This window comes from Marinoscillum luteum, assembly GCF_044005705.1.
GTDB lineage: Bacteria > Bacteroidota > Bacteroidia > Cytophagales > Cyclobacteriaceae > Marinoscillum > Marinoscillum luteum.
Genome location: NZ_JBIPKE010000009.1, coordinates 107,571 through 130,644, shown reverse-complemented (window position 1 = coordinate 130,644; position 23,074 = coordinate 107,571). Strand labels below are relative to the sequence as shown.

General features: G+C 43.4%; 15 protein-coding genes and 1 tRNA gene. 3 read left to right on the top strand and 13 right to left on the bottom strand.

The window, feature by feature from the left end:
- Positions 1 to 71 precede the first annotated feature (71 nt).
- The 5 genes from ACHKAR_RS01920 to ACHKAR_RS01900 form a co-directional block, all read right to left on the bottom strand.
- Positions 72 to 935 carry a sigma-70 family RNA polymerase sigma factor gene (locus ACHKAR_RS01920; protein WP_395415941.1) on the bottom strand — a complete coding sequence of 288 codons (864 nt, stop codon included), beginning with the start codon at positions 933 to 935 and terminating at the stop codon, positions 72 to 74.
- 56 nt (positions 936 to 991) lie between these two features.
- Positions 992 to 3,136 (bottom strand): polyribonucleotide nucleotidyltransferase, encoded by a 2,145-nt coding sequence (gene pnp, locus ACHKAR_RS01915; RefSeq protein ID WP_159584475.1) that lies wholly within the window; start codon positions 3,134 to 3,136, stop codon positions 992 to 994.
- A 118-nt stretch (positions 3,137 to 3,254) separates the two neighbouring features.
- On the bottom strand, positions 3,255 to 3,524 hold the full coding sequence (gene rpsO, locus ACHKAR_RS01910) for a 30S ribosomal protein S15 (RefSeq protein WP_159584476.1): 270 nt from the start codon (positions 3,522 to 3,524) through the stop codon (positions 3,255 to 3,257).
- 80 nt (positions 3,525 to 3,604) lie between these two features.
- Positions 3,605 to 5,371, bottom strand: a complete 1,767-nt coding sequence (locus ACHKAR_RS01905; RefSeq protein ID WP_395415940.1) for an LptF/LptG family permease — start codon at positions 5,369 to 5,371, stop codon at positions 3,605 to 3,607.
- Between the two features lie 60 nt (positions 5,372 to 5,431).
- Positions 5,432 to 5,821 carry an START-like domain-containing protein gene (locus ACHKAR_RS01900; RefSeq protein ID WP_159584479.1) on the bottom strand — a complete coding sequence of 130 codons (390 nt, stop codon included), beginning with the start codon at positions 5,819 to 5,821 and terminating at the stop codon, positions 5,432 to 5,434.
- Positions 5,822 to 5,918: 97 nt separating this feature from the next.
- Between ACHKAR_RS01900 and ACHKAR_RS01895 the strand changes: the two genes are divergently transcribed.
- From ACHKAR_RS01895 to ACHKAR_RS01885, 3 genes are all read left to right on the top strand, one after another.
- Positions 5,919 to 5,992: transfer RNA gene (locus ACHKAR_RS01895), tRNA-Met, on the top strand.
- A gap of 267 nt (positions 5,993 to 6,259) precedes the next feature.
- Complete coding sequence (locus ACHKAR_RS01890) at positions 6,260 to 6,724, top strand: hypothetical protein (protein WP_395415939.1); 465 nt, start codon at positions 6,260 to 6,262, stop codon at positions 6,722 to 6,724.
- A 40-nt stretch (positions 6,725 to 6,764) separates the two neighbouring features.
- Complete coding sequence (locus tag ACHKAR_RS01885; RefSeq protein ID WP_395415938.1) at positions 6,765 to 7,511, top strand: VIT1/CCC1 transporter family protein; 747 nt, start codon at positions 6,765 to 6,767, stop codon at positions 7,509 to 7,511.
- A gap of 54 nt (positions 7,512 to 7,565) precedes the next feature.
- On the opposite strand, the gene ACHKAR_RS01880 is transcribed toward ACHKAR_RS01885, so the two are convergent.
- The 8 genes from ACHKAR_RS01880 to ACHKAR_RS01845 all read right to left on the bottom strand — a co-directional run bounded on the left by ACHKAR_RS01880 (position 7,566) and on the right by ACHKAR_RS01845 (position 23,025).
- Positions 7,566 to 8,894, bottom strand: coding sequence for a sugar porter family MFS transporter (locus tag ACHKAR_RS01880; RefSeq protein WP_395415937.1), 1,329 nt, complete (start codon positions 8,892 to 8,894; stop codon positions 7,566 to 7,568).
- Positions 8,891 to 9,802, bottom strand: coding sequence for an ROK family protein (locus ACHKAR_RS01875; RefSeq protein WP_395415936.1), 912 nt, complete (start codon positions 9,800 to 9,802; stop codon positions 8,891 to 8,893). Before ACHKAR_RS01875 ends, ACHKAR_RS01880 begins: the two co-directional genes overlap by 4 nt.
- Before the next feature lie 183 nt (positions 9,803 to 9,985).
- Entirely contained in the window at positions 9,986 to 14,233 is a 4,248-nt protein-coding gene (locus ACHKAR_RS01870; protein WP_395415935.1) for a carbohydrate-binding protein, read from the bottom strand.
- 26 nt (positions 14,234 to 14,259) lie between these two features.
- Positions 14,260 to 15,693 (bottom strand): glycoside hydrolase family 125 protein, encoded by a 1,434-nt coding sequence (locus ACHKAR_RS01865; protein ID WP_395415934.1) that lies wholly within the window; start codon positions 15,691 to 15,693, stop codon positions 14,260 to 14,262.
- A gap of 22 nt (positions 15,694 to 15,715) precedes the next feature.
- Positions 15,716 to 16,921, bottom strand: a complete 1,206-nt coding sequence (locus ACHKAR_RS01860) for a glycoside hydrolase family 76 protein (protein ID WP_395415933.1) — start codon at positions 16,919 to 16,921, stop codon at positions 15,716 to 15,718.
- A 149-nt stretch (positions 16,922 to 17,070) separates the two neighbouring features.
- Positions 17,071 to 18,135 carry a LamG-like jellyroll fold domain-containing protein gene (locus ACHKAR_RS01855; protein ID WP_395415932.1) on the bottom strand — a complete coding sequence of 355 codons (1,065 nt, stop codon included), beginning with the start codon at positions 18,133 to 18,135 and terminating at the stop codon, positions 17,071 to 17,073.
- 61 nt (positions 18,136 to 18,196) lie between these two features.
- The gene (locus ACHKAR_RS01850) at positions 18,197 to 19,771 is read right to left on the bottom strand and encodes a RagB/SusD family nutrient uptake outer membrane protein (protein ID WP_395415931.1); all 1,575 of its coding nucleotides are present in this window, start codon (positions 19,769 to 19,771) and stop codon (positions 18,197 to 18,199) included.
- Positions 19,772 to 19,773: 2 nt separating this feature from the next.
- On the bottom strand, positions 19,774 to 23,025 hold the full coding sequence (locus tag ACHKAR_RS01845; RefSeq protein ID WP_395415930.1) for a SusC/RagA family TonB-linked outer membrane protein: 3,252 nt from the start codon (positions 23,023 to 23,025) through the stop codon (positions 19,774 to 19,776).
- Positions 23,026 to 23,074 lie beyond the last annotated feature (49 nt).

The following is a 23,074-nucleotide window of genomic DNA, read 5'->3' as shown; positions in this document are numbered from 1 at the left end:
TATTACAACGACGATGCAAAGTTATTGTAACAAAGAAAACGCCATAATGTAACGAAATGTCATTTTGGCTACTATCCAAGAAAAGTTTTCAATGACCTACTTCTCGAAGCGTGACGTAATCTTCTTATTGCTTTTTCTTTAATCTGTCTCACACGCTCCCGAGTAAGGTCGAATCTTTCTCCGATTTCCTCCAGGGTAAGCGCATGCTGTTCATTGAGTCCAAAGTAAAAAGCCACCACATCCGCCTCACGCTGAGTAAGGGTGGATAAAGCCCGCTGTATTTCTCTTCTCAATGAATCGGTCAGTAAGCTACTGTCGGGAGTATCCTCGCCCACATCCTCCAGCACATCCAGCAAACTGCTCTCTTCACCGTTGGCAAAGGGTGCATCCATAGAAATGTGCCTTCCGGAAATTTTCATGGTGTCTAGCACTTCACCTTCTGTCATCTCCAACACTTCTGCCATTTCGTCAGCTGAAGGTTCTCTTTCAAACTTTTGTTCCAGAAATGAAAAGGTCTTGGAGATTTTATTGAGTGAACCTACCCTATTGAGTGGTAGCCTGACGATCCTGGACTGCTCAGCAAGGGCTTGCAAAATGGATTGTCTGATCCACCAAACGGCATAGGAGATGAACTTAAAGCCTCTGGTCTCATCGAAGCGCTGAGCAGCTTTGATCAGACCGAGGTTTCCCTCATTGATCAAATCCCCCAGTGTAAGTCCTTGATTTTGATACTGTTTAGCCACTGACACAACAAAACGCAGATTGGCTTTGGTAAGCCTCTCCAGCGCAAGCTGGTCACCTTCTTTTATTTTCTTGGCTAGTATTACTTCCTCATCGGCGGTGATTAACTCAACTCTTCCGATTTCCTGCAAATACTTATCGAGAGATTGACTCTCCCGATTCGTAATTTGCTTGCTAATTTTCAGTTGTCTCATTTGGCGGTGTTAATTAAGCTGCACAAGATGTGCAGCCAGTATTATCACCACTAAATTTAATCAGCTTTCTCTTTTCTTTCCGGCTTAGGTAGTAAAACTTTTCTTGACAACCGATATTTACCGGTTTTCTTGTCGATCTCGATGAGTTTCACTTTGATCTCTTCACCTACTTCCAGAACGTCCTCTACATTATCTACCCGATCCCACTTGATCTCTGAAATATGTAGAAGGCCGTCTTTACCAGGCAATACCTCAACGAAAGCACCAAATGGCATGATGGCTTTTACTTTACCTTCATAGATCTCTCCCACTTCAGGCACCTGTACGATGGCCTTGATGCGTGACAGAGCGTTGTCCAAGGCTCCTTTGTCTGCAGCGAATACACTCACAAGGCCTCCCTTGTCAGTTTCTTCAATATTTACAGTAGCACCAGATTCTCTCTGGATTTCCTGAATAATCTTTCCGCCAGGTCCGATCACTGCACCGATCATATCGCGCTCGATCACCAACTGTACCAGACGTGGTGCGTTTTCTTTCATTTCGGCTCTAGGCTCAGAAATGGTTTTCTTCATTTCGTTCAGAATATGAAGACGACCTCTGTTGGCCTGAGAAAGTGCTTCTTTCAACACATCATATGACAATCCGTCAATCTTGATGTCCATCTGACAAGCTGTGATTCCTTTTTCTGTTCCGGTCACTTTGAAGTCCATGTCACCAAGGTGATCTTCGTCTCCAAGAATATCAGAAAGTACTGCATACCTTCCTGTAGCGCTATCAGAGATCATTCCCATGGCGATACCTGAAACAGGGCTCTTGATCTTAATACCGGCATCCATCAAGGCCAATGCTCCCGCACAAACGGTAGCCATAGACGATGATCCGTTTGACTCCAGAATGTCTGAAACAATACGAATGGTATAAGGATTGTCTTCTGTAGGAATCATGGGTTTCAATGCCCTCATGGCAAGGTTACCGTGACCTACTTCTCTTCTACCCGGTCCTCTGTTGGGTCTTACTTCACCCGTAGAAAAACCTGGGAAATTGTAATGAAGGATAAATTTGTTGTAACCAGAGATCATGGCACCGTCGATCATCTGCTCATCCATTTTGGAACCGAGCGTCACGGTGGTCAATGATTGTGTTTCACCTCTGGTGAAGATAGCCGATCCGTGCGCAGAAGGGAGACAGTCCACTTCACTCCAAATCGGTCTGATCTGATCCAGATCTCTTCCATCCAGACGCTTTTTAGTATCTAGCACGCAGTTTCTTACTGCGTCTTTCTGCACGTCGTGGAAATATTTTTTTACCAGAAAGCTGTTAAGCTCTTCTCTTTCTTCTTCAGTATAGGTGGCCAGGAACGACTCTTTAATCGCATCAAACCCTTCTGATCTTTCTGTTTTGTTGGCAGAACCTTTCTTAGCGATTTCGTAGCAAGCATCATAGCAATGTGCTCTGATCTTGGCTTCCAACTCAGCATCTGAAGGCTCATGATCAAACTCACGCTTCACGGTAGCTCCCACTTCAGCTGCAAGCTCTACTTGTGCCTGACACTGAATCTTAATGGCTTCATGTGCCACCTTGATACCTTCGAGCATATCCTCTTCGCTCACCTCTTTAGACTCGCCTTCCACCATCATGATGTTATCAGCAGAACCCGCCACAATGAGGTCAAGAGAAGCTTCAGCCATCTGCGCTGGTGTTGGATTCACTAGAAATTCATCACCAAGCTTAATCACCCGTGCTTCTGAGATAGGACCATCGAATGGAATATCTGATACCGCAAGTGCGGCTGATGCTGCCAAGGCTGCCAGTGCATCCGGCATTACCTCCGGATCTGCGGAGATCAATGAGAGCATCACCTGAGTGTCTGCGTGATAGGTAGATGGAAAAAGAGGTCTTAACGCTCTGTCCACCAAACGACAAATCAACACCTCGTAATCAGAGAGTCTGCTTTCGCGCTTCAAAAACCCACCAGGGATCTTTCCTGCTGCTGCAAATTTTTCCTGATAATCAACTGATAACGGAAGGAAGTCAACGCCCTCTCCCGCTTCTTTTTTGGATACTACTGTGGCAAGGATCATGGCATCACCCATTCTCACCACTACTGAACCGTCAGCTTGTTTGGCCAGGCGGCCTGTTTCGATGGAAATCTCTCTGCCATCTGCCAACGCAAATTTTTTAACCGTGTATTGAGGCTTCATATGTGAATGTTGTTAAAATGATATCCTGGAGCCCCATCTTTTTACTGTTTTCTTTCAGGCGCCGAAGATAAAAAAAGGGAATCCTGAGTTGAATTCCCCCTTAAATAGTGTCTTATAATTACTTTCGGATTTTCAACTCCGCGATAATGCTTCTGTATCGCTCGATATCCTTTTTGTAAAGGTAATCCAGCAATCTCCTTCTCTTACCGACTAGTTTCATCAATCCCAATCGGGTAGAGTGGTCTTGCTTGTTTTGCTTTAGATGCTCGGTGAGGTGGTTGATACGGAAGGTGAAAAGTGCGATCTGACCTTCAGAAGAACCAGTGTCCTCTGTACCTTTTCCGTGTTTAGTGAAGAATTCTTCCTTCTTTTCCTTCGTTAAATACATTATTTGTTGTTCTCTTGTTTGTCTCCTTAAATCAAAGCGCAAATCTAGGGGGCTTTAGGCTGAAAAGCAATAATTACTGCTTAACTTTTCTTGAGCCGCTGTTTTAATTGATCAAACCATACCAGATAAAAATCTGTATCAAAAAGCTTGGCATCCACTCTGGCCTGTCGTAAAAAGAACAAACCTACCGGCAGGAGTGCCAAATCCGCCACCCAAACCGCCAAAACCGGGTCCATCACCCCTTCTTTGGCAGATTTTTCACAGATAATGCCTATGATGTAATAAATCAGGAAAAAGATAATCGACACAATGACCGGTACACCAAGCCCCCCTTTCTTAATAATAGATCCCAATGGTGCTCCTATCAAAAACATCACCACACAGGCAAATGCCTGACTGTATTTCTTATATTTTTCTATGACAAATTTTCTGTAGTCACGACTCAGGTTATCCACCCGGGATGCCACAGAGGACAGGTTGATCTTCACATTCTGAGCCTGATTTCTGGCTGTTTGCAATACATCCGCACTCTTACCCTCCACCTTAGCATTCAGATAGTCCCAACCAAGGGTATCCAGCAGGACTTGCTCCTTTTGGGTAATGGAGCCAGGACCATCCGGACGAGGCTGTTTTCTCTGGATGCCTGTATTGGCTGCAATCAATCCGCCATCCGGCTTCTCCAGTGTCTTGACAGGCTTAGCGCCCATACCCTCTTTGATCATCGGTCGCTTAACCTTAGGCTTGGGCAAGGAATCCTCGGTCATCTCTTTTGGATGATTCCTCTCCACATAGGCTAGCATAGCTGCTTTCATACTATCCGGCTCAGCTTCTGGTGACTCCACAACAGATTCATCATCGGCTTTATCATCTTCCATCGGGCTCCTTACCGACTCTTCCATGACCTGCTGAGCCTTACTCTTTTTGGCTACCTTTTCCATGTTAATCTCTAATGAATCCAGGTGGTAAGAGAAAAAACCCTTGGCATTGGCAAAAAAACCATGCTTGGCCTCATAGATAGAGTAGGCCAGCGAATCCATATCTTCTGTGAGTTCGGCAATGTTCTTCATTTGCCGGTTGTTCTGAAAAAGCTCTTCCTTGGTTCGTTTCAGATCAAATGAAGACAAGTTGAACACCATGTCCATACGTGCGAAATTGGTGCGGTAAAACTGATCGACAGGTTCCCGGGCCTTAGGCTCCTCGCTATAATAATTTCCATTATAAAGCTCCAGCTTCAGGTATTTATCATTGTAAATCATGAACATCTTGCTGGAATCTGCCAGAATTACCCGATTGTTTCCGATCCCACTGGTGTGATCATAGATGAGCACATTCTTCATGGTCTTGTTATCCGGAAACTTCTCCTGTGCCTTGATGCTGTAATCGGGTATGCCGTTGTAAAAAACACCTTCTTTGATGTCCAAAGCAGGCTTCTTGTGCTTGATGTCGTAGAGTAGGCTGTAGGCCTTGAGGTTAGCAGCAGGCACTATGTAGTTATTGAACTCGAATGCGGCGAAGGTGAGTACAATGACGAAAAAGAAAATCGGCCGAAGGGCTCTCACCAGTGAAATCCCGGCACTCTTGATCGCTGTGAGTTCAAAATTTTCGCCAAGGTTTCCGAAGGTCATGAGCGAAGACACCAGTACTCCCAATGGAAGGGCCACCTGAAGCATATTCAGGCTAAAGTAGAAAAGCAGCTCTGCAAAGACCTCTGCACCCAGGTCTTTACCCACAAAATCATCGAAGTACTTCATCATGTACTGGATGAGCAGCACGAATGTGGCCACCACAGTAGTGAGGATAAAAGGACCTACAAATGATTTAATGATTAATGTATCTAGCCTGCGCATAAAACCCCGCAAATATGCTTAAGAAAACTCAAAGGGCATACGCATGGTCTGGATAGATAGTTACCCTCCAACAATTTCCTTGAGGTCATTGATGAGGCTCTCATATAGATCATTCACTTCTTCCTGATCTATATCGCTGTAGTCTGTCACCCGAATGAACACTTCCTGTGTCAGCTCATTCATATCGAGTTTGAATTCAACATAAGTGGGGTCATCTTCATCCCCATCCTCTTCTATAAATTCAAAGCGTACATGAGAGTTGGTTCTGCTGGAGACCATCTTCGCCTTGTTTTCATCTCCATCCCACAAAAAAGTATAGATTTTATCCTCATCAATATTCACATCATCTGCAAACCACTGCGCCAGACCAGAAGCCGTGCTGAAGTAAGGATAGAGCATTTTTTTGGATGCGTTAATCGGGTACTCGCCAACAAATTTTTCTTTCGGCATGGATGATTAATTTTTGGATAAGGTAAAAAAAAAATTGAAATCAGCAATATGCTATGATAAAAAAGAAAACTTTTTACATTTGCACTCCTTTTCCAACGGCGAGGTAGCTCAGATGGTTAGAGCGTCGGATTCATAACCCGGAGGTCGGGGGTTCGATTCCCCCCCTCGCTACTCTATTTTTATTTACAGAATCACGATAAAAGCTATATACTGATGACCAGTAATATAGCTTTTTATCTTTATCCGAGCAACACGACACGTGGGGTAATTTCTATCCTCAATCATGCTACCCATCTGACATAATCTCCGGCAGGCAACTGTACCCTTGTCACTGCGCTTTCAGTGCTTTGATTGAATTTAACTGGAGAGTTTCGATGCCCCGCCAAATCTCCTTTCTGGTATGATCAAAAGTGGATAACTTTACTCAAAAGAATCGCAATGAAAGCTATACAGTCAAACCTGATCATTTTGTTACTCCTGCTATGTTTTGTTCTGGGATGTAAAAAGGAAGATATTCAAAAAGAAAATAAGACCAACATTGTGGGCACATGGCTGCTCAATGCCACGTCTCAGTCTAACTGTGATGACGCTGAACTCAATGGACTCCAGTCGTATGAATGCACTGATGACAACTGCACGAAGTATATCTTCTCCAGCGACTCCACTGGCATGAACTACATCAAAGAGTTCATTGAAGATGGCATCCTGATGACGGAAGTGGGAACCTATTCTGTGGGTGAGTCCAAACTGACGATGTGTGTGGAAACAGAAGATGGTCCCGAATGCACAAATTTCAAACTTGCACTGACGGTAAGCACCATGAACATCAGCGGTAAGAATGACGAAACCGGCTGTACAGAAGCACTCTACTTCGACAAAGAAGCCCAGGAAGAAACCAACTAGGTTTTTTGTTCAAAACAATTTTTCAACACAACCACACCTCATGAATAAAGAAGCTGCTAAGCATCATAAGGAAGCTCATATTCATGGTGAAAAGCACTTTCTCTCCAAATTTCAAGACTACCTGGGTGAATTTGTTTACGGAGCCATAGATGGTAGTGTGACCACCTTTGCGGTGGTGGCCGGCTCAGCTGGAGCTGGTCTGGACAGTGCCGTAGTGATCATTCTTGGGTTTGCCAATCTTATTGCCGATGGATTTGCCATGTCTGTGGGTAGTTACCTATCTACCAAATCGGAGCAGCAAAACTATCATAAGCACAAGCAAATAGAATATTGGGAGGTGGATCACATGCCCGAAAAAGAAAGAGAAGAAATCAGGGAAATCTACGCTGCGAAGGGGTTTGAAGGAGACCTGCTGGATCAAGTGGTGGCAACCATCACCGCCGACAAGGACCGGTGGGTAGATGTGATGATGAAAGAAGAACTGGAAATGGCTGAAGAAACCAAATCCCCGCTGGCTATGGGCTTTGTGACCTTTATCTCTTTTATCAGTCTGGGATTCATCCCACTGATCATTTATGTAGGTGATTACATTCAGCCCATATCTGCCGATCTGTTTCTGATTTCCAGCCTGCTCACAGGCGTTTGTTTTTTAGGTATAGGCTATCTGAAGAGCATTGTCACCAATACGCCAAAGCTCCAAAGCATTCTGGAAACACTCCTCCTTGGAGGTGCCGCAGCCACGCTTTCGTACTTCGTGGGGAATATTCTCGAGCGAATTATTTCCTGATAAATCAACCTTTTTGAAAATATTGATTCAGAAAACATTCACCCTCTTCACCTTTTATTTTGATAACAAATCTTCCAAATCTTCCAGACTTTTTCCTTTTGTTTCTGGCATCATAAAATGGGTGTAGAGCAACTGTAGGACCATAAAGCATCCGAAAAACACAAATGCCACCCACGGCGCAAATGTATTGATCAATACTGCCCCAAAAAGTGTGATCAAAGCTGCAAATACCCAGTGTGTGCCACTGCCCCAAGCCTGACCGTAGGCTCGCACCCTATTAGGAAATATTTCAGATATAAATATCCAGATCACAGATCCCTGGCCAATGGCATGGGAGGCAATGAAAGTCAAAATGAATATGAGCTTGAATAGGGCACTGGACTCAACATAAAACCCATAAGCCACCATGAACAGGCTGGTGATATAGCCGATAGAGCCAATATACATCAGTTGCTTTCTTCCTGCTTTGTCGATCAACACCATCCCCACAAAAGTGAAAGCCAAGTTCACGATACCGATTGAGATCGAACTTAACAGTGAATCGGATGAGCCAAATCCTGCCTTCTGCAGAATCTCCGGAGCATAGTAAAGAATAAAGTTGATCCCAGACAGCTGGTTGAAAAAAGCAATCAGAAAAGCCAGTATTAACGAACGTTTGTACTTTGCTGAGAATACTGAAGATTTATCATCTTTTGTTTTACGGTGATCCTCTTCTATGGCCTTTAGCATAGCAGAAGCTTCTGCCTCAGTTGAAGACAACTCCTTGAGCACCTTTTCGGCACCAACATAATCGTTCAGATGAGTAATCAACCATCTTGGGCTTTTGGGCACACCCAGCACCATTAATGTGTAGATGAATGCGGGTAATGCCTCTATTCCCAACATCCAGCGCCAATCGTTATCTCCTCCTACACCCTGAAGAAGGTAGTTAGAGATGAATGCTATTAGGATTCCAAATACGAGATTGAACTGATAGAGAATACCCAAACGACCCCTGTTACTGGCTGAAGATATCTCCGAGATATAAGTAGGAACGGCAATTGAAGACACCCCCACTCCTAATCCTCCAATGAAGCGAAAAAATGAGAACCAATAAGGGTCTAATGCTAAGCCACTGCCGAGAGCTGACACAAAATACAGAACACCAACCCAGATCAATGTGGTCTTTCTGCCAAGTCTATCGGTAGGAATACCTGCCAGCATAGCCCCCACCACAGTGCCCCACAGCGCCATAGACATGATAAAAGTGCCATGAAACCACTCTGAGGTATTCCACAACTCTTTGAGAGGGAGGTTAGCTCCAGAGATAACCACCGTGTCAAATCCAAATAAAAAACCCGCTAAAGAAGCGGTTAGAGAGGCCATAATCAGCTTTCTACTCATGCTATTTTACTTTTCAGATTCATTTTCTTTTTGACATATGCCGAGGCAGCTCCTAGAATTGCTGCACTTTCTCCAAGGGTAGATAGGTGGATTGGCTCCTTTATTCCGGTTTTGGTGAGTTCCGCTTGCACCTTAGGCAAGAAAATATGTTGCGCTTTTAACATATTCCCTCCCAGGATGATCGCGTCAGGGTTTTCTTCGGACACAAACAGGCCAATCAATTTTGCGAGGTTAAAAGCGAACTCCTTAAATACTGATCTTATTGACGGTTCACTATTGCTCATTTCTGTGAGTTCCTTTACTCCAGAAATCTCCTGGCCGGTCAGCTCCGAGTATCTTCGCTTAAACCAATTCGTGGAAATAAAATCTTCAACTATTCCATCATTGAATGGGTATTGCCATAGCTCCCCATCTACACCTACTCCATGCCTGATTTTTGCGGTCCCGCATCCAGTTCCAAGCGTTATACCAATTGGATGTTGATATTTCCGACCAACTCCCATGTCCAATTCGCCTTGAAGAAAACAAGCAGCATCGTTGGTCATCTGAATGTTCTCCTCTGGGATACTCAAAGCATGAGCTAGCGTCTCACAGACATTTAATCCATACAAATTGGAGTATTTCGACAAGCCATCTATGTGGCAAATGCCTCGCTCATAATCACATGGACCAGGCATAGCCAATCCGATATGTTTGGACATATCATTATAATCACTATAACAAGACTCGACTATACCTCGCCAAACATTCAGTATCTCTTCAGTTGATCCCTGTGAATCCAATTCCACTCTTCGGAGAGAATCCTGAACAATTAACCCATTGTCCAAATCCACCAATCCGGCGGTTACATGTGAGCCCCCGATATCCATACCAAGGACATAACTATTTCCTACAAATAGATTAGTCATATGTGCTCTCAGACTACTTGATTCGTTTAAAAGTGATTACGCCTTGTCCGGTGTGAAATCTCAAAATATAATACCTGACTTCAACGAGTTCGCACCGATTTGATCCTTGTCACTCAACTTAGCATTTAGAAGCAGTTTTCCACTGAATCATCTATTTCAAATGGTGTCTGCTTCCAAAAGAGGTTATCGGATGATAACTCTGGTGACAAAAGTTCCATTGGTTGTACTGACCTTCAATAGGTAAATTCCTTTGACAGAGCGACCAATACTCACTTCAACTTCATTTGGTAGTTCATGATAGGATGACCGTTGTATTTGCTGACCACTCAGGTCAATCAATTCAATTTCTCTGATACCATCATCCTTGTATGTATGAACTATGAGTTGATCCCCAGCACTGATCGGGTTTGGATAAATCTGAACCTCTGCTGGCGATAATTTCTCAACGTGGCCCTTTTGATCTTCAAGGGTTTCCCGACAACTTACACAACTCTCTTCAACTCCAAATAACTGCCATTCTGCGAGCTGGAGTAGTGAAGACCCATTATTGGCAGTAATATCCAAGCGATAACGCTTGTAGCTGTTGTCATTATCAATGTAGAAAAACCTTCTTTGATAGCGATCGGAAAAATCCTGATTTGTTTGCGTGTCCAGGTCTACCCAGCTCGTGCCATTGTGCCCTTGCAGTTTCCAGTCTTTGGGATCCCTATCTTCAGCATCGTTAGCGGATGTTATGGAATAGGTAGTCACCCGGTGACCTTCGGATGTTTGATACTCAATATACCCTTCGGCATGAGTTGTCAGGTATTTAGTTAGTGATGAATTATCAATGACTTTATCAATCTCTTCCCCACTAGGAGAGTCGTCATGCTCCTCAGAAATGGTGCCACCCCCATCAGTGATATCATAGAGTAGTTCAAACCAATTCATATGAAACTCGCCCTCATTGCCTAGCAATTGAAGCACAGTATTACCTGCAGAAGGAAAATCAATCACTGCATCAAGATCGTGCCATCCAGTATTACTGGAAATTGAAATGGAATCGTAAAGCGTAGAAGAATTGGCATCTTTTATCATCATTTCGGCATCATTGCTAATGTGACTATTTGAGACCCTGGCCTTAAATAGGTATTGCCCCGCGTTATCAATGTCAAGAAAATAATCCATGTGATCTCCGACACCTATATCATTACTCGTATACACTATTCCATTGTCGCTTCTCTGATCCACGAACACTCCCGCTTCGCTATTGGAGTTTTCAGCCTCAATCTTCACATAATCACCAACCACAACAGCTTTATCGAAACGAATCCAATTCAAATTGAAAATTCCAGTTTGAGCATTAACCCTGAGAAGATGGGGCCCTTGGGAAAGGGATATTTGATCGTATAGGGTCACAAAATCACTCCAAGTGCCTGTGCCGTCAATAGTAAGTGTAACAAGTGTACTGCCATCTTCGACCAGTTGTAAAACACCCTGGCCTGAAAGTGCATTGTCTCTGGAAACCCTGGCCGAAAACAAATAGGTAGCAGTGGTGGGTACATATACGTAATAATCCAGCCAACTGCCTGTCTGCATCGATAGCTGCTTGGTACCGAGGTTATCTTCTGATTCCTCACCATAGATCTCCGTTTGATAGGGACTGGAACCATTGAAAGTTGGGCAGCCTGTACCACTTTGTTCACTATGCTCTGTATGGGCATTTTCTGCTTCAAGTCGAGCATCGGTGAGGCTGAAGGCTCGGAAAAATTTCAGCCAATTCAAATTGAATCCCCCTGTGCTGCTAGAAATTCTAATCGTATGACCTCCTTCACTAATATTCAAGATGGTCGAAATCGATTCATAAAATTGCCAATTCCCGGTGTTCGGAACATCTATCGTTTCCACTGGCGTACCATCAACCTCGACTGTTAAAGACTTTCCGGACAACTCACTGGACACTCTCGCGACAAACATATAATCCGTTGTAGAATCGGCATAAACCAAGTATTCTGCCCATTCGTTTGCGTCAATTCCAGCCAGGCTGAGTCCACTACCTATATCACAGTTCGTTTCTGTGCCTACACCAGCATGAGCGGATATAAAGTCCTCTGCCTGAATCGTTCTGACAAATTTGGGAATGAAGGTCAGTTCAAACCAGTTGATATTGAACCCGCCATCAACTGCATGAATTCTCAAAGTTTGAACCCCTGCGGTCAGTTGTACATAGGCGGTCTCCGTTTGAAAATTTTGCCATCCTCCAGTATTCGGAATATTCACTGTGGCCAGCACATCAGCTGACTTTTTCAATTGAAATGATCTCCCTGCATAAATACTCGCGATCCTCGCATCTAGCTTATACCACCCATCTGATTCAACGCTTAGCTCATAGTCCATCCATTCCCCAGCATCAATGCCGCCTACATTTTGCCCACCACCTGTATCTGTTGTAGTTTCAGTAACTACTCCACTCATAGATTGGTAATCTTCCGCTTCAATTTGGCCGCTGACCACACTTTTTATACTATCCAGTTTGAACCAATTGATATTGGCGTTTCCATGTTTCGACTCCAACCTGAGTATTTGAGCTCCTGCGGTTAAAGTAGCTGTAGTACTTTGGGTGGCCCAGTTTTCCCAACCTCCTGTGGAGGGGATGGCAATTTCCTGTATCAGGGTAGCACCACTTTTCAATTGGAGCGTATCACTTCCTACTGGCTGACGTGATGCGCGAACCAAAAAATTGTATTCTCTTGATTTTTTCACATCCACGTAATATTCCATCCAATCACCTGATCCTACCGCATCAACAGTTTCCCCACCACCAAAGTCAGAGGTTCCTGATGTTCCCACTCCCGACATCTCCACAAAATTCTCAGCTTCTATCTTTTCTGAGGTTAACACCAATGGGTTTTCAAAACGAATCCAATTGAGATTGAAACTACCATTTGGTGCTGACAATGTTAAAAGTGTATCCACACCTGCAGTTAAGTTGATCATGCCAGTCACCGTTGAATAGGTCTGAACATCACCCGTATTATCAATATCTATTGTTGCCAGAGCATTTCCATTTGATGAGATAGTGAGCTGACGTCCACTATTGACACTCGCCGCTCTCACCCGAACTAAATAGGTGTCGGTGGAGGTTACCCTAACTTTGTAGCTGATGTCATCTGGAGCATCAAAACTGGTAATATTCATACCACAATAAGGGTCTGCATCTCCATTTTCCTCAACACTAACTCCAGTTGCACTGGTATAATTTTCAGCATTAATTCCACCAGGGATCAAAAACCCATCATCATGTGAGATTAACCCAAGTTTCACGGCCATTTCTAATAGTGTAATTCCCGCCAGCTGAGCGGAAAGCACCGCATCACAGGTAGATTCACCCCAATATGGCCCTGTATGATAGTTCACCAGATTTAACCCTCCACTCACCAGAGCACTGGCATTGTCAGCAACCATCGCCTTATAAGTATCTCTCTTGATAGACGAAACGGATGTTTCCATGGCAAGCTCAGTTAAATACCTTATCAAAACTCCCTTAAACAAAGGAGCGTCCCCACTTGCTCCTTCACTCTTATAAATCCCATCATTCAACAGATTATTTGATTCCCCTACAGCATAATCTGCGGTAAGAATAGCATCATCCAAATAATGAGTGCTGTCTGTAGCTCTGTACATTTCCAGTGCAGCACCTATAAATGTCCCATGCCCATAAGTGAACTCCCAGAGATCAATTTCACCGGGTGCGTTTTTGGGGTCTCTGTTCACTCCATCATATACGCGACCCGAACTTGCCACCAGATTACTTTTAACCCAACTATAGAGTCTTCGAGCCAACGCAATATCTTCAGCATCACCCAAATACTGATACCTTCGGGCTGCCACTATTACAGTGGGAGAATTGGCAGCATTATTCTTGTAATCTCTTTGTGATTTGCGCCAGGCAATACCTCCTCCCATTATATCATTTTCCCCAGTCTTGATATCCTCCAATAATGTGGTGGAAACATCAAGAAATAAGGAAGAATCTGACGGATGAGTACCTTTGATGGCTTCAAACGCCCTAAAACTGGAAATGGCTAACCATTCCATATCATCATAAAAATTATTGTAGTGCCCATAGTTGTTGTTGAAGGTTTCATTGGCAGTTTCCATCCCATTCACCAAATCTTTCATGAGCTCTACAGCAGTGTCTCGTTGTGTCCCGGAAGTAGCTCTTTCATACCTATCTACCAGGACTTCTAATGCATAACCATTCCACCAATAATGAAAATACGTATTGGACGGGCTCGTACTCTGATCAAAAAAGTAGCCCCCCGTAACAGTATAAGAGTAATCGTCAACAAGAGCCTGCTGCGCCGAATCAGCCAACTGTTCATAGCTTTGGCTCCTTAAATTGAGCATGCTCAGCAAGCTTACTATTGTGAAAATTAGTTTGGTTTTCATGGATTAGGGGTTTGGTTTTAAAAAAATTAAATGCTCTTTAGCACTTCAGGCCTTTCATTGAATGTTTTGAGAATTAATTCACCAAACAGGGTATTTGCCCAGGCAAACCATTCTCTCGAAAACTTCTTTGGATCATCTTTATGGAAGGATTCATGCATAAACCCGGTCTCTGCATCTGTATCCATCAGGGTTTTGATACAAGCCGCTATTTCCGCATCGTTTTCGCTAGTCAGGGCTTTCATAATAATGGACATAGGCCAAACCATATCCATACCCACATGGGGACCTCCAATACCTGATGCAGCCTTTCCCTCGAAGAAGAATGGATTGTCCTTGCTCCAGACAAAATCTCTGGTGTTCTGATAGATGGGATCGTTCTCAGATACACACCCTAAATATGGAAGTGCTAAAAGGCTGGGCACATTGGCATCATCCATAAATAGCTTGTTTCCAAATCCATCTACCTCGAAAGGATAAATATTTCCATAACCCAAATGTTCTACAATAGCATATTCCTTGAGTGCCGCCTCTACCTCATCGGCTAAGGTTATACACTCCTGGGCAAGTGATCCATCACCTAATACTTCGGTAGCGATCTCAGCCACCTGTCGCAAACTTACCACGGCAAAGAAATTGGATGGTACCAGAAAAAGATATGTAGTAGCATCATCAGACGGTCTGAAAGCCGATGCAATCAAGCCAACGGGGACTACCGGGTTTCCAAAACCTCTACCTGGCATGGTGTCGGTTTGTATGGGCGTTTCGCGCATGAATTTGTAAGGACCATCCCCTCCTTTTCGTTGTTGCTCCTTAAATGTTTTAAGTACCAGTTTCATGGCCTCTTGCCACTCTGAAGTAAAGACAGAGGTATCTCCTGAGGTCTTCCAATAGTGGTAGGCCAGTCTAATGGTGTAACACAAAGAATCCACCTCCCACTTTCGCTCATGCAGCTCCAGCTTCATTTCTGTATCATCACTCTGCCAATGCCCTCCGGTAGCTTCCTTGTTGAATGCGTTGGCATACGGATCTATCAGTACACATTTGGTTTGCCGCCGTACAACACCCGCAATTAGCTTCCGAAGCTTGTCGTCTTTGTTTATCAAAGGTAAGTACGGCCATACCTGGGCCGTACTATCCCTTAACCACATAGCTGGTATATCTCCTGTAATAACAAATGTATCTGGCAACCCACCTTGCTCTTCGTACTGAACGGTGGTATCCAGTGTATTGGGAAAACAGTTTTCAAACATCCAAGCCAGTTTTGGGTTGTCAATACCCTTTTTCACTGTGCCTATAGTTTCTTCAACAGCTTTGCTGACAAAGTTTCGTTTTGACTTTGGAGGGCGGTTAGAGGTGTAACTCTTATCCCCTAAAGGCACTGGGAAACTCATTCCAGACAATAACGTGCCTACCCCAATCAGAGAAAGGGTATTGGTTTGAATAAACTTTCTTCTATTCATTTTATCAAATGTTATTGTTGAGTTATAAAGTTTTGAGAAGTCCTTTGTTTTCAAGAACTGCAAGTGTCTCCATTAAGAACACACCGCTCAGAGCCACTGTGAGGTCCACAGAAGATGAAACTTGCCCCTGACCATTTATAGGTGGGCTGACCCTCCAATCATGATTGAACAAAAACGGATAAGCAGGGTTTTTTGCCTTATCCCAGGCACTTTCCCCATTATCAACCAAGTAATCAATTACATTCCTTCGCTCTCCATCACTTAACCCTTCAGAAAGAGCCAGCACACCAAAATAGCGCATCATAATCCCTTTGAACAACCCCCCATCTCCATCGCCCTCCGGGCGGATGATGCCTCCAGAGCTTGATAAAAGTGATTCTGTAGCGGAGAACGTCTTTAGTGCTTTAACCAACAATTGGCGATCCTTTGTGATGGTATAGAGCTCAGCAAGAGCACCGGCATATGTTCCTTGGTTATAGGTGAAACGCCAAAAATCTTCGGTACTGTTGTCTCCGTCTATCTCAGTTCCTCCCTGACGACCAATGCCATCCCATACAATTCCGGTAACAGGATCAACGAGCTTTGATTCTTGCCAAGCCAGAATTTGTTTTCCGAAATCAAGGTCAGCAGCTGATCCGGTAATTTTATGAAGCCTAAAGGCCAAAATTGCTGCTGGACCATTCGAAGGGGCATTTTTATAATCCAGTTGGTTTTCATTCCATGCGATTCCTCCACCGTGATTGTCATTCCATCCAAGTTTGATATCTTCCCAAAGTCCCTTAACATCGTTGAGGTATTCTTCATTTTCTGTAAGCTCATAAGCTCTTAAAATGGACAGAGCCATCCATTCGCGATCGTCAAAAAAATCATTGTTTCGAAGTGAACTGATATTGTTTTTTATACCAGAAATCATTTCGTTCATCTGATTAATTGTTGATGGGCTCTTGGCCCTGACGGCAGCATCCACCACGGCGTCCAGCGCATTGGCCTGCCACCAGTAGTGCTGAGTATTCAGGTTCTTTTTATTATCCGTATTATAAACACCTTTTTCCGCGTTCCAATAAATTAGGTTCAGAGAATTGAATGAGGAATCAGCCCGAGATACCCAGGAAGGAGGCACCGGTTGTTTAGGTTCGTTTTCATCAGGATCCAGATTAGATTCTTCTTTGCAACCCATAAGGGGAAGCAGTATTAAAATAAATTTTAAGAGTATCATCCTATTTTTCATTAGTAGATTTTCAAATGGTTCTTGAAGAATTTTCTACACATTTCCGCGCAGGTCTGAACCAGTCTTTAAAAATTTGGGCAATAGTGTACAAGGCCGCACAATGATGTGCGGCGTTATACATGTATGAAGAAATGTGAAGTTTTATTAAACTATCGAGTGCTTACGATAGCTCCATCTACTAAGGACAAATTGTTCTCCCCTTCCGTATCTGAAGCCCAGTCTGTGATCAAATCAGTTGTAGCAGGCTTGGCAAAAGGCCAGTAGCCAATCAGGCCAGTTTCATCCCCGTCGATAACAAAATCCATGTCTTCTTTGATTTCGGCTACAGACCTTGCCACTCCCCAATAGCGCACATCAAACATTTTACCGACCAACCTTCTCTCAGGTTGTTTAAAACCCGCACTATTACCCAATGTAAGAGGCTGAGCTCCTTCTTGAGCAGCTACTTCACCCATTCTGTCTCTATCAGATGCATCTAGTGACCCTATTTCATTCCCATTGATGTAAGATTTCATAGTCGTACCATCAAAGGTGCATGCTATATGAACCCACTCATTTCTAGGAACAATAGCCCCGGGAACAGCCGTAACATCCGGTTGAAGTCTACTCTCTCCATCTGCATCCCCAATTGCAAAGTCAAGCGCGTCTCCATCTCCAACTCTTACATTCCACCCCCAAACACCGTCAGCATAAAACTCGGTAGAAGCCATTTGCCCAAAGAATCCCGGCTTATCCGTGTAGTAGACCCAGGTTTCGAATGTGAATTCGCCTCTATTGAAAATACTCGCGGAATTGCTACTTTGCTCCACGGCAATAGCATTTTCGGAACCATTGGCCGAAAACTGCAATGCTGCATCTTCAATCTCTCGAGCTGCAAATGCAAATCTGGCATCTTCGAGTGAGGTCAACGCGGCATCTATTTCTTCCTGAGTTGCAGCCTCGTTGTTGCTTACGGTTTGAGCGTCTGCCAAGGCCGTTTCCAGTGGTTCCTTAGAATTCTTATAGTACTCTCCAACACCGTTCCCCTCAACGGATGAAGAAAGCAAAGTCTCTACGGTTGATATTTCTGCTGTTAATGCTGTTAAATCAGTATTCGGACCTTTGTCCTCCCCGTCATCTCCGCATGAATTCAGGGTAAAAATCACAAGTACACCTAGGGACAGCACCAGGGCCCTAATCCCGTAAATTTTGGTTTTGTTGTTAAAATCAATCATTGTAGTTCAAGTTTAGATTTAATTAATATTCAATAATTATGCTTTTCGTTTGGTCACCTGGTTAATCCGGGTATCCTGGATTCTGATCCAGGTTTGGGTTTACGTTTCTACTGGACTGCGGAATAGGAAATAAGGTTCTGAATCCGTCACTCACCTCCTTATCCCACCAATTTCCAGTATACTTTTTGTATCTGATCATGTCCGTACGGCGTAAGCCCTCATAGGCCATTTCTCGTCCTTTTTCATCATACAACTCATCTAATGTTAGGTTTTGATAAGTTGGAACATTTGCTCTGTCTCGTATTACATTGATTGCATCAAGCACATCTTGAGGAACGATGCCTCCATTCCTGAGAGAAGCTTCGGCTATATTGAAATATATCTCCGCTAACCTGAAAAGCACTATATCATTGGAGAACCCTACCGCACCATATTCTACCTGATACTTAATGTTTCTGGCACCTGAAGCTTCATTGCCATCTTCCATGTTTGGTACATCCAACTCAAAAACCAAGTGCTGTCCATTCTTGTCATTAGTTCCCAGAATAGGATTACCATCTCTTCCGTACTGTGGTCCCCACATAAACTGGCCTCTCAGCAAAGTCGGATCATTCTCGTTTCCGGGAACAAAAACTCTTGAGTCAAAAAAGCATCTGGCATCATTTAGGGTGTCATAAGTTTCTATAAACTCACGGACACTGACCATGCCATTGTATCCACCATTTCCCTGATATCCAAACTGTGGTTCTCGCTGCTGCCAGTGGGTAGTGAATTGAAACATTTGCTGTAAATCATTTCCAAAAAGCTCATCGGCTGGAATAGCAAAAACATTTTCGTCGGAGGCATAATTATCGGTTTTGAAAGGAGCATCCCACTGTGCCTCCAGCGAGAACGAAGATCCCAATACCAAGCGACTAACTTCTATACAATCAGTCCATCTGGCCTCACCTGTATACACTTCAGCGTTCAGGTATAGCCTTGATAGCAGACCATTGGCAGCTTCTTGAGTAAATCGTCCGTACCATCCTATATCACCTTTCTTAGGAAGGTTGGCCCTGATGTCCAGGATTTCTTCTTCGATAAAATTGAATACTTCTACCCTTGTATTGTTGGACGGGCTAAATTGGTTAATCGCGGTTACTATCGGAACATTGCCAAACAGGTCGAGCAAATAATAGTAATATAGGGCTCTAAGTCCTCGTAGTTCAGCTTGATATTGTAGTTTGTCCGTAGAGTTAACCGCATCAATATCCTTAAAGTCAAAAAGCAGATTATTGCATAAAGCTATTCCTTTATACATGTCGTTCCAGGAAATAGCGAAAGAACCATCCTCCACAGTCCACTCATGGCGATGCAATCGAATCCAGTTTCCGTTATCAAAGCCATCTCTACCCTTGGTAGGCCAGGCAGCCTCATCCGTTGACAATTCTTGTAAGAGAAATACCCCGCATCCATTGGTGGAAAAATTGAGGAAGACTTGTCTTAGATGAGCATATGGCCTCATCACTGCCGACACCACTTCTTCTTCATTCTGATAGAAATTACTCGCTGTAACTTCACTATAAACTTCTTCATCCAAGTCTACACAACTGGATAGACTAATCCCTAGTAAAAATATTTTCAGTAAATTTTTCATGATCAAAATGTAATGTTGAGGCCTAGTAAATAAGTGGCAGATCTTGGGTAGAAACTACGTGTATCCCACCCGAAACTCAGCCCTCCGTTGGTTCCACTACCCACCTCCGGGTCAATTCCAGAGTAGTTAGTCAATAATGCCACATTTGTAACCGTGGTGTAAATTCGCGCCTGTTTGAACACAGACACATTTTTCAGGTTATAACCGAGGGTAATGTTATCGAGTCTTAGATAATTACCCTTTTCCAGATAGTAATCAGAAAATCTTAGGCGATCATCGAGTGAAGACTGGGGCTCATCCAACATTGATTTGAAGTAATTGGATGGTGAATTTGCCGTATTCTCATACCATAGCCGTTTCTCATTAAAAACATGATAACCTGCAGCTCCTACCATGTATATGGATAAATCAAATTGCCTCCAGCTAAACTGGTTGTTCAAGCTGAAAAAATACTTCGGGAGCCCATTCCCTATTACTTGGTAATCAATGTTTTCATCAATTCTTCCATCATTGTTTTGATCATTGAATACCCATTTCCCATCAGATCCGATCTCTTTAAACTTAAAGCCGTAGAATGTACCAACAGCTGTGCCTTCAGCCATCATATACAGAGACGTTGCTACATTTCCATAATCACCATAATAAATCGTATCTGCTTGAAACTGATCATTGGCCAGTGAAATGACTTCATTCGTATTGATAGAGAATGTGGGTGTAATGTCCCACTTAAATTCATTGCCATCTATGGCCTTGAAAGTTCCTATGAATTCAATCCCCTGATTCTTAATTGATCCGACATTGGTGAATAGCACTGGCTCTAAACTTGGGGGTGTTTGTGTGTTAAAGGAACCAAGCAAATCATCTGTGATTCTGGTATAAAAATCTACCGAACCAGTCACTCGTTCAGATAAAACACCAAAATCCAATCCTATATTCAACTCCTTGCTTCGTTCCCATCTCAAATCCGGATTGGGGTTATTAATGGGGCCATAAGTGAAGATCCATTGCCCATTGTAAAGTGCTCTTCCGCTTTCACCTATTCTGGCAAGAGACTGATAAGGTGCAATTCCCTGACTTCTTCCTGTCACTCCATATCCGGCTCTCAATTTTAAGGATGAAATAAAGGGAAGGTCAGACATGAAGTCTTCTTGCGAAATTCTCCAACCACCAGAAACGGCGGGAAATAAACCCCACTTATTGTTCTCACCAAAAACACTCGCTCCCTCTTGTCTCAAACTAGCATTAAAAAGATACTTAGTCGACCAGGAATAGTTGAACCTCCCAAAAAAGGCAATGAGTCTATAGCTCTGTTTGAAACTTCCAAAATCAGCTCGGCCATCCTGCAGAAAGCTCCCAGCTCCGATATCATTGTATTTGAGCTTGTTGGTAAGGAAACCTCGATTGAACATATTGCTACCGTGCGTAACATTGTTGATCAAGCTATATCCAGCCAGTAGTTTGATGTTGTGTTTACCAAACTGTTGATTGAAGTTTGATGTTGCTTCGAAAATATTCTCAACCGATGAATTATTCTCTTTTTCGGCTCTACCCGGAATACCTGACAACACGCTATTTCTTGAGTCTATGTCTTCAAAAAGTGAGCGTTCATAGTTTCTTAGAAAAGAAGACCCTTTGACCGAAACTGATAGGTTATCAGTAATATGACCTGTGAGGTTTACGTTCAGATTTACCCTGTTACTTATGGCTCCGTTTTCAATCTGTTTCAGCAGTGCAACCGGATTTGAAGCGCCCACACCCGGCAACTGATAGAAAGTACCATCTTCATTATACACTGGAGCGGTTGGGTCATATTTCAACGCCTCATCCAAAGCATTGTAATTGGCAAAAGCCTGATCGGAGCGGTTTCCACCAATGGTTCCTTCCGCCACCAGCCACTTGTATATTTGTTGTTTGAAGTTTAATCTAAAATTGGCCGTCTTATTGCTACTATTCAATATTAGCCCCTTGCTATCTCGATACCCCAAAGAGAAGCGCATCTGGGATGTTTTTGTTCCTTTTGATATTGCCAAAGAATGATAGGAACTCAATTTCGATGTGATCAACTCATCCGTCCAGTTGGTATCAAAACCCTTATCAATAGACTCTTTGCTAAAACCCAAGGTTCTCATCACATCTAGGTATTCCTGAGCATTCAACATTTCGGGGTTTCTTCTTGGCTTCTCTATAAAATAGGAACTGGTATAAATGATCTGACTCTTCTCTCGTTCACCAAACTTAGTCTCCACTATGATTACTCCATTACTACCTCGGGTTCCATAGATAGCGGCTGATGCGGCATCCTTCAGTACGTTAAAGGATTCAATGTCATTAGGGTTTAGAATGTACAAGTCAGGCATAGTACCGTATACACCGTCTATAATTACAAGCGGTTCATTGTTAGCGCTAATGGTACCCACGCCTCTAAGATTTACCTGCGGAGTGCTGTTTGGATCACTTCCTGCTTGGTTTATGATGGAAAGACCCGGCACTTTCCCTTTTAGCAACTCAACAGGATTATTTGTCACTCCTGCTCTGAAATCCTCACTTTTGATTTGAACTATGGAACTGGTAAGCTCCTCCTTTTTAGACGTGCCATAGCCCACAACCACTACTTCATCAAGCGCCTCAATATCCATACTCAACTCTACATTGATCTCAGTACGGCTATCTACGGGCACTTCCATTGTCTTAAAACCAACAAATGAAAATACCAGCACATCCTGCTCCTCTGCCACTATAGAATATAAACCATTCACATCTGTAATAGTGCCAGTAGATGTCCCTTTGACTTGCACTGTGGCACCTGGGAGCGTTTCGCCCGAGTCGTCAATCACGCGGCCACTTACTGTGATCTGTGATATTAATTCCTCGTACAACTCCGGATTTTGGGTATTGTCTAATACCAGTTTTATGGAAATTATTTCATTTACTCTGCGGATAGAAACTTTTGACTGGCTTGACACGTCCTTCATCAATCTTTCCATATTCCATTCTCCTTTTGGAATACTTATCTTTTTACCCTTTAAATCAGAACGGGTATACATAAATGAAAAGTCAGTGACGTCTTCAAGCTCCTTTATGAGACCCAGCAGCTCTTCATGGTTTTGCCTGACATCCACATGGGTCTCCACGAGTCTTTTTCTTTGCGCGAGCGACTCACCGGCAAATGCCATCGTGAGCGAATAGCAAAAAATCATCGTGCATATGGCCAGTTTGGACATAAAAGAAATAAATAAGTGTACTTTTGTATTCATAAGTTGTTGGTTAAATCCAAGACTTGTAGTTCAAAAAAGCCGAGTAGTT